9 protein-coding genes are annotated in these 13,735 nt (G+C 47.6%); 3 read left to right on the top strand and 6 right to left on the bottom strand.

Annotated elements, in window-relative coordinates; genetic code table 11:
• Nucleotides 1-830 precede the first annotated feature (830 nt).
• Nucleotides 831-1,559, top strand: coding sequence for a carbonic anhydrase (locus tag IM462_RS15390; RefSeq protein ID WP_287704627.1), 729 nt, complete (start codon nucleotides 831-833; stop codon nucleotides 1,557-1,559).
• Nucleotides 1,560-1,608: 49 nt separating this feature from the next.
• On the opposite strand, the gene IM462_RS15385 is transcribed toward IM462_RS15390, so the two are convergent.
• The 5 genes from IM462_RS15385 to rimP form a co-directional block, all read right to left on the bottom strand.
• Entirely contained in the window at nucleotides 1,609-2,178 is a 570-nt protein-coding gene (locus IM462_RS15385) for a low-complexity tail membrane protein (protein ID WP_287704625.1), read from the bottom strand.
• Between the two features lie 127 nt (nucleotides 2,179-2,305).
• Nucleotides 2,306-5,362, bottom strand: coding sequence for a translation initiation factor IF-2 (gene infB / locus IM462_RS15380; RefSeq protein ID WP_287704623.1), 3,057 nt, complete (start codon nucleotides 5,360-5,362; stop codon nucleotides 2,306-2,308).
• 111 nt (nucleotides 5,363-5,473) lie between these two features.
• Nucleotides 5,474-5,755, bottom strand: coding sequence for a YlxR family protein (locus IM462_RS15375; RefSeq protein WP_002738851.1), 282 nt, complete (start codon nucleotides 5,753-5,755; stop codon nucleotides 5,474-5,476).
• Nucleotides 5,752-6,948, bottom strand: a complete 1,197-nt coding sequence (gene nusA, locus IM462_RS15370; RefSeq protein ID WP_287704621.1) for a transcription termination factor NusA — start codon at nucleotides 6,946-6,948, stop codon at nucleotides 5,752-5,754. Before nusA ends, IM462_RS15375 begins: the two co-directional genes overlap by 4 nt.
• 126 nt (nucleotides 6,949-7,074) lie before the next feature.
• The gene (gene rimP, locus IM462_RS15365; protein ID WP_287704620.1) at nucleotides 7,075-7,545 is read right to left on the bottom strand and encodes a ribosome maturation factor RimP; all 471 of its coding nucleotides are present in this window, start codon (nucleotides 7,543-7,545) and stop codon (nucleotides 7,075-7,077) included.
• 214 nt (nucleotides 7,546-7,759) lie between these two features.
• On the opposite strand from rimP, the gene ftsH reads away from it, so the two are divergent.
• Nucleotides 7,760-9,655 carry an ATP-dependent zinc metalloprotease FtsH gene (gene ftsH / locus IM462_RS15360; RefSeq protein WP_287704618.1) on the top strand — a complete coding sequence of 632 codons (1,896 nt, stop codon included), beginning with the start codon at nucleotides 7,760-7,762 and terminating at the stop codon, nucleotides 9,653-9,655.
• Between the two features lie 85 nt (nucleotides 9,656-9,740).
• On the opposite strand, the gene IM462_RS15355 is transcribed toward ftsH, so the two are convergent.
• Nucleotides 9,741-10,529, bottom strand: coding sequence for a response regulator transcription factor (locus tag IM462_RS15355; RefSeq protein WP_287704616.1), 789 nt, complete (start codon nucleotides 10,527-10,529; stop codon nucleotides 9,741-9,743).
• A 1,269-nt stretch (nucleotides 10,530-11,798) separates the two neighbouring features.
• On the opposite strand from IM462_RS15355, the gene IM462_RS15350 reads away from it, so the two are divergent.
• The gene (locus tag IM462_RS15350; protein ID WP_287704614.1) at nucleotides 11,799-13,379 is read left to right on the top strand and encodes a S8 family serine peptidase; all 1,581 of its coding nucleotides are present in this window, start codon (nucleotides 11,799-11,801) and stop codon (nucleotides 13,377-13,379) included.
• Nucleotides 13,380-13,735: the final 356 nt, after the last annotated feature.

Raw genomic sequence — 13,735 nt, 5'->3', positions numbered from 1 at the left:
CTTGGCTGTTTATATTTTAACCAATAAATTGCTGTATTGCAAGCATAGTGAGCTTTTAAAGATAAATTATTGTTTTATTGGTCAGCAATAATTGTCTGTTTTTTATTTAATTTTACATGACAAGTTCGGAAGAGCCAAAATCATAGTTTAGACGGTATTGGGTGCGTTGTTCATTCATAGCGTGGCAGATGGGGAATTGATGGGTAGGGGCGAAGCATTCGGATAAGAAATTTATGGTTTCAGCGATAGATTATGCACGAATGCTTCGCCCGTACAGGGATTTAATGGGGAGATTATCGTAATTGTATCATCGGCATAATAGGCGAAGGTTATTGCCTAGAGTAGGGTCGTTTCATTCTCTCAAATGTCATTCTCTCAAATTCTTATCTGGCAACGTTTTTAGTCGATTTTTAGGAAATACATATCTGAAAATTTTTCCAAACGTCGTGCTTTGTAGGTTGATTCATGAATCAACCTACTATGAGAGTTGATTCATGAATCAACCTACTATGAGAGCAAAAACCTGTACTTCCCTGCTCCCTAGCTTATACCATTTCTCTAAATGAAAACTACACATCGAATTTAAGTCACCCTTTTTAAGGGGGATTTAGGGGTATTAAACTTCTGTAGTCAGACTTGGGAGAATTGGTATTACCTCATCAGCGATTAAGGGTAGCAAAAAAAAAGAATTAGATTCGGAGAATGAATCAACCCTACCCAGAAGCGGCACAATAGGAAGAAAGCCGCAAAATTAGCGGCTAAACTGCGGGAATTGGGCATAAATCCCCAAGAAAATTGCTAATTATCTGATGATTGCTGAATTTAATCCCATGTATAGACGAGAATTACTGCAATTTATAGGCTCTCATGCTCTTTTTGGAGCTATTAATCCAGAATTTGCTTGGAATTATCAAAATATTGACCATTGGGGCGAATTATCAAGGAATTATCGCCTCTGCAGCACGGGAAAGCAACAAACACCGATCGATCTGAGTATAGTGTCTGAAAAAGAACTATACCACCCCACCTTTAATTATCGTCCTGTACCCCTAAAAATTCGCCATAACGGTCGTACAATCTTAGTTCAGACCGAAAAAGGTGGAAATATGAGTTTTCACGGCGAAAACTGGGATTTATTGCAGTTCCATTTTCATCACCCCAGCGAACATCGGATTAAAGGTCAGTCTTTCCCTCTGGAAATTCATTTAGTGCATGGGAATGATAGGGGAAATTTAGCAGTTGTGGGTATCTTAGCCGAAATCGGCGCAAATAATCCCTATTTACAAACGATTTGGGATTATTTGCCCCGAGAACCTTCTCCTGAAATGATTATCCCCGATACTTGGGTCAATGCTGGGCTTTTACTGCCAGAAAATAGCGATTTTTATGAATATCGCGGGTCTTTGTCCACTCCTCCCTGTAGCGAGGATGTTCTCTGGTTAGTCTGGCAAAATGCGATCGAAATTTCTCCCCAACAACTGCAACAATTGGCCGCGATTTTTCCGCGTAATGCGAGGAATATTCAACCCTTAAACGGGCGATCAATCTGGCATTCCTAGTGGACGGTGAGCCTGTCGAACCGCAGAAATTGTGGGCATTTTGGCTAATTTAGATAATTTTATTAACTTTTAGACCAAAAATCGTAAATAACTCAGGAATACGCTCAATAACTAAAGCTTCGGTGGCTGTCCAGTCACTTTCCTTCGTGGCTAAAACCCCCAGAACACTCAGAGGAACCTGTAGAAATAGGTGACTTAAGAGGAGAGCGATCCCAGCGATGACTAAACCTAAAAGCCGCCATTGGGGGAGATAGGCGGCCACGGCAGCCGCTAGAGGGGCAAAATTATAGATGGGCCAAGCGATGAGAATTAGGAGGACGACTCCCAAAAGAGTAAGAAGACGATGGCGAGGACGTTTAAAAAGAGAGAGAATTTTTAACTGTTCGGGGGTGAGTTGACTCGGTTTCAGGGCAACCAACAAAAGACTAAAGATATCAAAAGGTTTTGTCCACTGCATCCAAAAGACGGGAATGATAGCGATCGCTCCCAGAAATAGCCATTCTAGCCAAAGAAAAGGCAAGGGATCGCCCACAGCTAAACCAATCCAAGCGATTTGTAAAAAGATTGGCAAACCCGCTAACCCTGCCAGATGAATCCACAAAAAAGGTTCTGATTTCATAGAGGGAAATGAGAATTATAAATTATAAATTATGAATTATGAATTATGAAGTGGGGAGATGGGGGAGTGGGGGAATTATGACTGATAACTGATAACTGACTCCCGACTCCTGACGGTTCAAGTGTAATTAACTGGATAAAGTGCGACGTTTCATGACCATTTCGTAGGCTTCGATAATATCGCCTTCTTTCCAGTCATTGAATTTAGAAACACCGACACCGCACTCGAAACCGGTGGCCACTTCCCGGGCATCTTCCTTCATCCGTTTGAGGGAATCGAGAACTCCCTGATAAACAATTTCCTTGCCGCGACGCACGCGCAGGAAGCGATTCCGCACCAGTTTACCAGATTGGACATAACAGCCCGCCACGGCCCCACGACCGACGGTGAAGACAGCACGCACTTCGGCGAAACCGAGGTGTTCTTCCACTTCTTCGGGGTCGAGAAGACCTTCCATCGCCCCTTGAATATCATCGAGAAGCTTGTAGATGATATTGTAATCGCGGATATCGACTCCTTCCCGATCAGCGGATGCTCTGGCTCCACTGGCAAGGGTGGTATTAAAGCCCACCACCACCGCACCACTAGCGGCGGCCAGATCCACATCGGTTTCGGTGATTTCCCCCGGAGAGGCGAGGAGAACCCGAATCTGCACTTCGTTTTGGGGTAACTGTTTAAGCGCACCGAGGATAGCCTCAACGGAACCTTGCACATCTGCCTTGAGGATGAGATTAAGTTCCTTGAGTTGTCCTTCTTGAGCTTGGATAGAAAGGGTGCTAAGGCTAACTCGACGAGAAGAGAGGGCCTGTTGTAAACGGGTGTTGCGTTGTTCGATCGCCCGTTGATCGGCAATTGATCGGGCCTCTTTTTCACTTTCATAGACATCGAATTCATCGCCGGCGGCTGGCACATCACTAAGACCGAGGATTTCCACGGCGAAGGAGGGGGTGGCCGCTTCGACTTTTTGACCGCGATCATCGATCATCGCCCGAATTTTGCCGAAAACGGAACCAGCGACGATGCTATCACCGACGCGGAGAGTGCCATTCTGGACGAGCAGGGTAGCCACGGGGCCTTTGGTGCGATCGAGGTTAGCTTCGATCACGGTTCCCTTAGCCAAGCGATCGGGGTTAGCGACCAATTCCTCCACTTCTGCCACCAAGAGGATCATTTCCAGCAGATTATCGAGATTTTCACCCCGCAGGGCGCTAACGGGAACCATAATCGTCTCACCGCCCCAATCTTCGGCCACCAGTCCCTGTTCGGTCAATTCCTGTTTAATCCGGTCGGGGTTAGCCGAGGGTTTATCGACTTTGTTAATCGCCACCACGATGGGGACTTCCGCGGCCCTGGCGTGACTGATTGCCTCTTTCGTTTGGGGTTGTACGCCATCATCGGCGGCTACCACCAGCACCGCTATATCGGTGACTCTCGCCCCGCGGGCGCGCATAGCGGTAAAAGCTTCGTGGCCGGGGGTATCCAAAAAGACAATCTGTTCCGGTTTGCCGTTATGTTCCACATCGACGTGGTAAGCACCGATGTGCTGGGTGATGCCGCCGGCTTCCCCCTGGGCGACTTTGGTTTTGCGGATCGAGTCGAGGAGAGTGGTTTTACCGTGGTCAACGTGACCCATAATGGTGACGACGGGGGGACGACGCTGGAGACTTTCCCAGTCGGAGACATCGATCATTTCCGTGGTTTTGATCGCCGCCGACTGGGTGCTGGGGGTTTCCACGGCGATCTCGAAGTCCCTGGCGATCATTTCGATCGTGTCCACGTCGAGAGTTTGGGTGATATTAACCGCCATCCCTTTAAAAAATAGGGTTCTGATGATCTCGGTTTCGGGGACTTTCATCAATTCCGAGAGGTCGCGCACGGTGAGACTGCCAGTGACGACGATGCTTTCCGGGCGTTTTTCCTCTTGGGGTTCTTGGCGCTCGCTTTTCGGGCTGCCGGTGTGGGCGGTTGGTTTACTAGGCCGCTTAACTTTGACTGCTGTTGGGGTGCCGGGGGTGGCAGCTTTAGCACTGGGCGGTTTGGGGGGACGAGCGGTGGAAAGGGTAAAACTGGGGGTATTAATTAACCCGGATAGTTCCGATTCTAGATCATCGTCATCTTCAAAGAGGGCTTGGGTGCGGCGTTTGTTTTTGCCAGCAGTTTTGGCGGTTTTAGCCGCTTTTTTCTCTTCTTCTTCTTCTTCTTCCCAGGTAGATTTTTTGGCCATGCGAGGGGGCATGGTCGGTCGTTTGAGTTTTTTGGGCCCGTCTGCTCCGAGCAATCCGGTATCCGTATCGATTTCTGTGCCATCAACACCAGATTTCTTGGTGGTGTCGGTTTCTTCCTCGCCGGTAGCCGAGATTTTAGCGGGCATACCGGGGCGAACTGGGCGCTTCAATTCCACCGTCTCCCGCACTTCTCTAGCTGGTTCCCCCAGTTTCGGGCTTTTTCCGTCAGGTTTGCGGTGGAGGGTCGGTTTTTCTGGTTTAGCCAAGCCAGCCCTGCGCTCAGGATTAGGGGCGTTTTCGCTCTCGCCGCGCTCGCGTTTTTCCCCCCCCCTTCGACTTGGCTCAGGGCAAGGGGGCCTGTCGTTACTGCCGGGGGCATTTTTAGATCGGGGTTCTGGCCGGCCCGAGGCGCTTTCAGGGCGTGGTTTCGGGGTGAGGGAAGGTCGATTAGGTGGGGCGATTAAGGTGGAGGATGCTTCTGGCACTAGCGGGGTTTCGGTCGGGGTTTCTTTAAAACTGGCGGACTGAGATGGCATCTCTGCAGCGGTGGGGGGAGTTTTTTCGGCCGCACCGTCGCGCCCTGGGGCAGCAACGAGGGGTTTAACTGGGGGACGGGGAGGACTGATTAAAGTCGGTTTAGCTGAGGAACCAGCAGGCCCGGGATAGATTTCCCCTTCTTCGCCAGTTTCGGGGCGGTTGTGTTTATGCAGGGCTAAAATCTTTTGTTTTTTTTCTTCGGCAGGACTAACCGATTCTCGCTGACCCGTGCTATTTTTGCTGGTACTCGAAACAACTCCCTTCGCAGCAATTGCCTTGATGCGTTGGGCATCCTCTTCGCTGATCGTGCTACTGTGGCTCTTGTACTCGATGTTCAACTGGTCACAGATATCCAAAATGTCTTTGTTGTCTAGATTCAATTCTTTTGATAAATCGTAAATTCTGACTTTCGCGTTACTCATCCATTATCCCCCGGCTAAAGTGTTAGTGATCCTATAAGTTGGCTGATTTTTTGATCCTGTCAGGACTGCCCCCTTTCCATGGTAACGATTTTGTGGCTATGATCGTCAATTTTAATCCTGATTTGGACGACCTTGCTTGGCAGTCCCGAGGCGCTCTTGCAAGGATTCATAGAGCGTTTCGGGAATATTGGCTTTTAGGGCCCGTCCGAGACGATTTTTTTGCCTGGCCAGTTGCAGGCAGTTAGGTTGCGGACAGATATAGGCAGCTCTTCCCATGCCTTGATCTAATTGTATCTGTCCGGACGGGTGTAGTCGGACAATTCGCCAAAAAGATTCTTTCGGGGCGAAGAGACGGCAGCTAATACAGCGTCGATAATTGACGAAGGGGTTCATTCTTGGTCTAAATCCTGCGCTTCTGGGTCGGTTTCATCGGTTTTTACCTCTTGTTCTCCTTTATAAAGGGCGATATCCTTAATATCGATTTTCCAGCCCGTCAGACGGGCGGCTAGACGCACGTTCTGTCCTTCTTTGCCAATCGCTAAACTCAATTGATCCTGTGCCACCAGTACCAATGCTTGTCTTTCTTCGGCATTAGTGAACAAAACTTGGTCGATACGGGCGGGACTAAGGGCATTGGCGATGTAGGTGGCTGGATCCGGAGACCAGCGAATCACGTCGATTTTTTCTCCCCGCAATTCGTTCACCACGGCTTGAATCCGCGAACCTCTGGCCCCAATACAGGCCCCAACCGGATCCACGTCTCTTTCTAGGGTATCGACGGCGATTTTTGTGCGCGAACCAACGTGACGGGAGGGGGGATTAGCTTCTCGAGCGACGGCGACAATACGCACGATTTCCTCCTCGATTTCGGGAACTTCGTTAGCGAACAGATATACTACTAAACCCGCCGCCGCTCTGGAAACGATTAATTGCGGGCCGCGGTGAGAACCTTCCAGGACTTTTTTGAGCAGCACTTTAAAGGTGGCGTTAGCGCGATAATTATCGTTGGGCAGCTGTTCCCGTTTGGGTAGTTCTGCTTCCACTTCTGGTTGACCGTAGGTGCTTTGTACCATGACAATAGCGGCCTGTCTTTCAAAACGGACAACCCGGGCCTGTAAAACCGTTCCTTCCAGATCTTGGAACTCCTCTTGAATCAATTTACGTTGGTTATCCCGCAGTTTTTGCAGTAAAACCTGTTTAGTTTGAATCGCCGCCATGCGACCAAATTCTTTTTGGTCGGGGGTGACATCAAGAACTACTTCATCCCCTAACTGGGCCTCATCGGCTACTTCTTGCACTTCTTTGAGACCGATGTGATGGTCGGGATTGGTCACTTCTTCCACAATAGTTTTAGTCGAAAGGATGCGAAAGCCTTCTTCTTCTACGTCTAATTCCACATCAAAGTTATTGAAATAATCTTCATGAAATTGAGCAGCTTTTTCTAAACTTTGGGCGCGTCGATAACGTTCGTAACCCTTGATTAGGGCTTCACGCAAGGCTTCCTGTACGGCATTTTTGGGCAGATTATGTCGTTGGCTAATTTCTTCGAGCATTATTTTTAAACCGGGCAAATTAACAGTAGCCATAATTATTTTTTCTCCTTACTTTTGAGTTATTAGTTAGAACTTGGAATAGGCAATAAGGAACAGGCAATGGGCAATAGAGAGAATAAATAAAAGCAGTCTCCTGGCGACCGTCTCCTGTCCTTTTTTTTACTTTTGATCCCGCCGCTCATCTAAACGGACGCTGATGACGGTAGTGCGATCGATGGTCAGGGAGCGACCTTTTTGGTTAAGATAAATAGATTGCTGGTCTCTACCTTGCAGTTTTCCGCGCCATTCTTGCGGTTTTCCCTGGCTATCCTGGCCGGTAACGATGACGGGAAAGCCTTTAAAAGACTGAAATTCGCGCTCACTGCTCAGTTGTCGAGAAATGCCGGGGCTAGATATTTCTAAAACGTAGGCCCCGGGTAAGATTTCTTGACTGTCGAGGGCGGTTTCTAGGGACCGACTCATCTGCTCACAGTCCTCTAAACCGGTATCTCCCGCAAGATTGCGAATATCGACGCGCAGGACGGGAGGCCTTTTATTGGTTTGGAAAACGATATCGACCACTTCTAGCCCCAAGTTTTCAGCGATAGGGGTGGCTAGGTGCAGCAGGTCGGGGATGAGCGGATGGGTCATGATTTAGACAATAAAAAAAGCGGGCGAAACCCACTTCCCTAAACTGTTAGTGATTGGGATAGGCAGTTGTTAGACTACCTAGCTGAATACAATATAGCAAAAAACCGTCATCACTATTTGCCCTGAGGGTCGTGCCTGGGGAAAAACAGAACAGTGGTCACGATCGAGTCGATCTGTCACAATGAATACAGGGTAACTAGATATAGAGTCAATTATGGATCAAAAATCTCCACTCACCGTAGTTAGAGCCAAGCCAGCTAAGAATCGTGGTCGTCGGCCAGTATGGAAAGGGATTGTCACCACTTGGATGATTCTGCAAACCTTTGGCCATGTCACTCCTGCTTGGAGTCAAAAAAACCAAAATACCCTCACCTACGGTGAATTGTTAGAGAAGATCGAGCAAGGAAAGGTAAAAAAGGTCGAAATCAATCCTTCTTTGCAGCAGGCAGCAGTTACCCTCGTCGGTCAAACGGACAAGGATCCCCCGAAAGAAGTCAATTTATTTGACCAAAATCCCGAATTAATCAAGAAACTCGATGCTAAAAAAATTGAGTACGGCATTCTCCCCAGCACTGACAATTCGGCCCTGATCAATGTTCTCACTAACCTGTTAGTGATTATTCTCGTCTTGGGATTATTGGTGTTTATTATCCGTCGTTCTGCCAATGCTTCCGGTCAAGCGATGAACTTCGGTAAATCAAGGGCGCGGTTTCAGATGGAGGCGAAAACTGGCATAGAATTTAATGATGTGGCGGGTGTGGATGAGGCCAAGGAAGATCTAGAGGAAGTGGTAACATTCCTCAAACAACCGGAAAAATTTACGGCTATTGGTGCGAAAATCCCCAAGGGAGTCCTGTTAATCGGGCCCCCGGGGACGGGAAAAACTTTACTGGCTAAAGCGATCGCGGGAGAGGCGGGAGTACCTTTTTTCAGCATCTCCGGGTCGGAATTTGTGGAGATGTTTGTCGGGGTTGGTGCGTCGCGAGTGCGAGATCTGTTCCGAAAAGCCCAGGAAAATGCCCCTTGTTTGGTTTTTATCGATGAAATTGATGCCGTTGGTCGTCAAAGAGGGATCGGTTATGGGGGAGGTAATGATGAACGGGAACAAACCCTGAACCAATTATTGACGGAAATGGACGGTTTTGAGGGAAATACTGGCATTATCGTCATTGCCGCCACCAACCGCCCCGATGTTTTGGATTCGGCCCTGCTGCGTCCGGGTCGTTTTGATCGACAGGTGGTGGTGGATTATCCAGATTTTAAGGGACGTTTGGGCATTTTAGAGGTCCATTCTCGCGATAAAAAGGTGGCTGCTGATGTGGCTCTGGATGCGATCGCCCGGCGCACCCCCGGTTTTACTGGGGCAGATTTGGCTAATATGCTCAACGAAGCGGCGATTTTTACCGCTAGAAGGCGGAAAGAGGCGATTACCATGGCGGAAGTCAACGATGCGATCGATCGGATTGTGGCCGGTATGGAAGGGCGCGCTTTAGTGGATAGTAAAGCCAAGCGTTTGATCGCCTATCATGAAGTCGGCCATGCGATTGTCGCTAGTCTCTGTCCCGGCCACGATCAGGTGGAAAAAGTCACCCTGATTCCCCGGGGTCAAGCGCAGGGGTTAACTTGGTTCACTCCCGATGAGGAACAGGGTTTAACCAGTCGTTCCCAGTTATTAGCCCGAATTGCGGGATTGTTAGGGGGACGAGTGGCGGAGGAATGTGTCTTCGGTGAGGATGAAGTGACCACCGGGGCCGGTAATGATATTGAAAAAATTACCTATCTGGCCCGACAGATGGTAACGCGTCTGGGAATGTCGGAATTGGGATTGATTGCCCTAGAGGAGGAGGGCAATTCCTATCTCGGTGGTGCTGGTGCTGGTTATCATGCCGACCATTCTTTCGCAATGATGGCGAAAATTGATGCACAAGTGCGGGAACTTGTCAAGCAATGCCACGATTTAGCAACAAAACTTATCCTTGACAATCGTGTGGCGATTGATCGCTTGGTGGATATACTGATTGAACAGGAAACCATTGACGGCGACGAATTCCGACGTTTATTGACGGAATTTCAGCAACAAGCGGATCGGTCAATGGTGACTACGGTTTAATTTGCCCTTCGTCTCCTCGCTTCGATTAAGTGGTTAGGAGACGATTTCAGCAAAAAATCGGCTAATCAGTCGGACAAAGCCAGAATTAACGACTAACATTGTGAGCAGGAATTTTACTAATGGAATGGCCGTTATGATTGCCTTTGGTGGGGGCAATAATATTAGCTTCTAAAGCTGAAGTCATCTCGGCCAACATTTCTAGATTGAAACGATAGCCGACGTTGCGGACGGTTTGAATTAAATTAGGTTGTCTGGGATCGGTTTCGATTTTTTTCCGCAGAGAGAGAACATGAGTATCGATTGTCCGGGGATTATCAATTTCCTCGGGCCAAGCGCGACGCAGTAAATCGGCTCTTGATAGGGGTGTTCCCTCCGCTTGGGCCAAAACGTAGAGTAGGCTAAATTCTTGGGGCGTTAATTCGATATATTCCCCGCGAAATTGTACCCGTCGTTGGGCTAAATCTATTTTTAATTCGCCATAATCCAAGTGTAGGGGAGCAGCCCTACTGCCTAAACGACGAGTTAACACTTCTACCCTAGCCATAAATTCTTGCATTCCAAAGGGCTTTCTCAGGTAGTCGTCGGCCCCCGCTTTTAAACCATTGACCACATCTTTTTCGCCATTACGGGCCGAGAGAATCAGTATTAAAGACTGTTTTTGTTGATAAAGCCAACGGCAGAGTTCGATTCCATCCCCATCTGGCAAATCGGAATCGATAATTGCTAAGGTTGGTTGACGATGAAGGAAAGCTTGACGCGCACTTTGCAGGGTTGCCGATTGATTGACCAAATAACCGGCCTGTTGCAGATGCCAAGCTAATAGCGATCGCAAGTGCGGGTTGCCCTCAACAATAGAAATATGGATCGATACCACTTGAGTTTCTGCCCCATTACTGCACAGATTGACACATTGTCAGGGTATCAGAATTAATGTCAAGATGTTGTAACAATCGTAACATTCGTTAGCTGTCAGACTTCGGCACAAGCTCAGTAGTTCGACAAGCTCACTAACACGAACGCTTTTTTCTCCCTTCTCCCTGCTTCCATCACCCCATCACCCCCCGCAATGGCTCGACTGAGCTTCGCCGAACGTCCGAACGTCGCGCACGAAGTGGTCTGCCCACTTCATAATTCATAATTTATCCCACTTTCCGCACTTCTTAACATTCAATTGGTAATTCTTACCAATATATTGCTTAAAATCCCTTGCCAGTAGTGACTATAGCTACAATAACGGATGTTGATCAAGGTGAAGAATTGTAATTTTTTTTCTCATAAAAAATCAATTATTGAAAATGTTCTCAATAGTAGTTTCTACAATCAAGGTTTTTCCTCAAAACATCTTGGGGAATGTAAAAATATATAAAAATATATGAAGATGTGCGGAATGTCGTTTACAATTTATGATTCATAATTTCATCACCCCACTCCCCACTTCATAATTCATAATTCATAATTTGTAGTTTGTAATTCATACTTACCCGAAAATGTCTTGACTATCAAACCCCATTTAAGGTATTCTATTGAATGATGTCAGAGGTGGTGGAATCTGGGAGCATCTCACCTTTGTAACCCCTAAATCAGGTTTTTATGTCAAGCTGTTTTGAAAGCCTTGCTAGAAACCAGTTTTATGGATAAGTATAATTACTGACTTGCATAAATGAGATGCTCCCGTGGAATCCAGATTTGAATTGGCGTACAAACTCGGACAGTAATGCAATTCAGATTTGAATTAGCCTACTCTTTGTGGGACTTACCCAAAAGCTCACAAATATTCTCTGTCTGCTCATATCTTCTTGATTGTTATCTCAGCCATCTAACCACTAAAAAACGACTAGAACACCATGATAGATAACTTTGTCGCCAACGACATCTATAACTATATAGATGGTCTAGATTCCTCATGTTTTGAGAAATTTTTGGCGGGGAATAAGTCATCAATTTTTCCCACCATAGCCACTAACTGCATAGCATTAGATCGCACCCCCAGTATATGTCAGTCAAAGTTTTCACCTGACTTATACACTATACGACGGTAAAGGGAGGGCGGAGATCGAAATAACCCCCAACTCCCCAGAAATAAGTATCGACAGTTAGGAACCAACCCCTGACCTCACATCTGAAGCACTCAAGGAGAAAAAATATGCTTGACCAAAGTTTCAACCTATCAGACAGCAATGTTTTAGATGATATCTTCCAGTTACCAACCCTTGGCGTGGGATCAGGTTTGGGACGCTCCGACTTGATTACCCCTGTTTTCCGCAAAAGTCTCCAGGGCATGGATTCTGGCTTTTTAAGCAATTCTGTGGAAGAATCCCAGCTAGGACTAGAAAATCGCTGGCAATCATCCCAATCCCTTTCCTCTTGGCTTAACGGCGATGATTTTTTAACGGGTCAAAGTAGTTTTGTGGGTCTTTCCAGTTCCGTTGACCTAGCCGGCAATACCCGCGCCAATGCCAGAGTGATTACCGTCGGTTCCAGCACCACCAGTTACACCGATTGGGTAGGAAGCACCGACACCAACGATTACTATCGTTTCACCCTCGCTAATTCTAGTAACTTTAATCTCGGTCTAACTGGAATGACCGCCGACGCGGACGTGCAACTGTTAAATAGTAGCGGTTCTCTCATTGCCTCCTCTATTAACGGTGGTACGACTTCTGAGAGCATTACCCGTCAGTTGAGTGCAGGCACCTACTACATTCGTGTCTATCCCTATAGTGGCAATACCAACTATAATCTCGCTGTTTCGGCTACCACAGCCCCAGTTGTACCCGGATATAGTGCCATTTCAGGATACGGTTTAGTTAATGCCGCGAAAGCCGTCGCTGGAGCCTTGAATCAAAGTCCTTTTGCCAACGTTCCCACTTTTGGTGGTGCTAATGACTGGGGGGTTAACTTAGTTAATGCTCCCGAAGCTTGGGCAAGAGGTTATACAGGACAAGGAGTAGTCGTTGCTGTACTAGATACAGGAGTTGACCGCAATCATGCCGACTTAGCGGGCAATATTTGGACGAATGCGGGCGAAATTGCCAATGATAGTCTTGATAACGATGGCAACGGTTACGTTGATGACGTTTATGGCTGGAACTTTGCCAATGGCAATAATAACACTTTAGATGGCAACCGCCATGGCACCCATGTGGCGGGAACCATTGCTGCCCGTAATAATGGTTTCGGAGCCACTGGTGTGGCCTACAATTCCAGAATTATGCCGGTGAAAGTTTTGAGCGATTCTGGTAGTGGCAGCTATAGTGGCGTTGCCCAAGGCATTCGCTATGCTGTAGACAACGGTGCTGATGTGATTAATATGAGTTTGGGCGGTGGTAGCACTGACAGCGCGGTTCAATCAGCCCTCCAGTATGCCAGCAGTCGTGGTGTTATCGTGGTTATGGCCGCCGGTAATGAGGGGGCAGCTCAACCCAGTTATCCCGCTTCCAGTGCCACCTCTTGGGGTCTTGCCGTAGGTGCCGTTAATAGTTCTAACCAGATGGCTTCCTTCTCCAATCGTGCCGGCTCCAATTCTTCGATGAGGTATGTCACCGCTCCAGGCGTGCAAGTGTATTCTACTCTCCCTAATGGTGCCTATGGTTTCTTGAGTGGAACCTCCATGGCAGCACCTCATGTAGCTGGAGTGGTAGCCCTAATGTTGAATGCCAATCCTAATCTGACCGATGCTCAGGTACGTCAAATTATTACGACCACAGCAGGTAATGTCGCCTAAAACTTGGCTGTTTTTCGGCCTCAGATTTCTTATCTTCAGGCATCAGCTTTTCGCTGATGCCTGATTCCTGTATCTCATTATCTAAATCACTCGTTAAGATTGCAGGGGAGTGCCGGAGCTGCGGAGCAGGGAGAGGCAGTTCGAGCATTTGTACTAAAATTTCCAATACTCGGCAATTCCCGTGCATGGTTAATTAAGAAAAATAAACTGTAGCCAAATATACTGTTTTTCCCGTGTTCTAATGGGGATAGATAGGGGGAAAAAAATCATGTCGAAATCACTCTTTACCGATGCCAGCAGTCGCCTAGAACGGGCCCTTAAGTATGTCTCCATTTCCGATGATGCGATCGAGCGGT

The organism is Microcystis sp. M144S2, from assembly GCF_020246065.1.
GTDB classification, from domain to species: Bacteria; Cyanobacteriota; Cyanobacteriia; order Cyanobacteriales; family Microcystaceae; genus Microcystis; species Microcystis ichthyoblabe_A.
The sequence above is the reverse complement of the archived record's forward strand: the minus strand, read 5'-3'. Positions and strand labels throughout refer to the sequence as shown.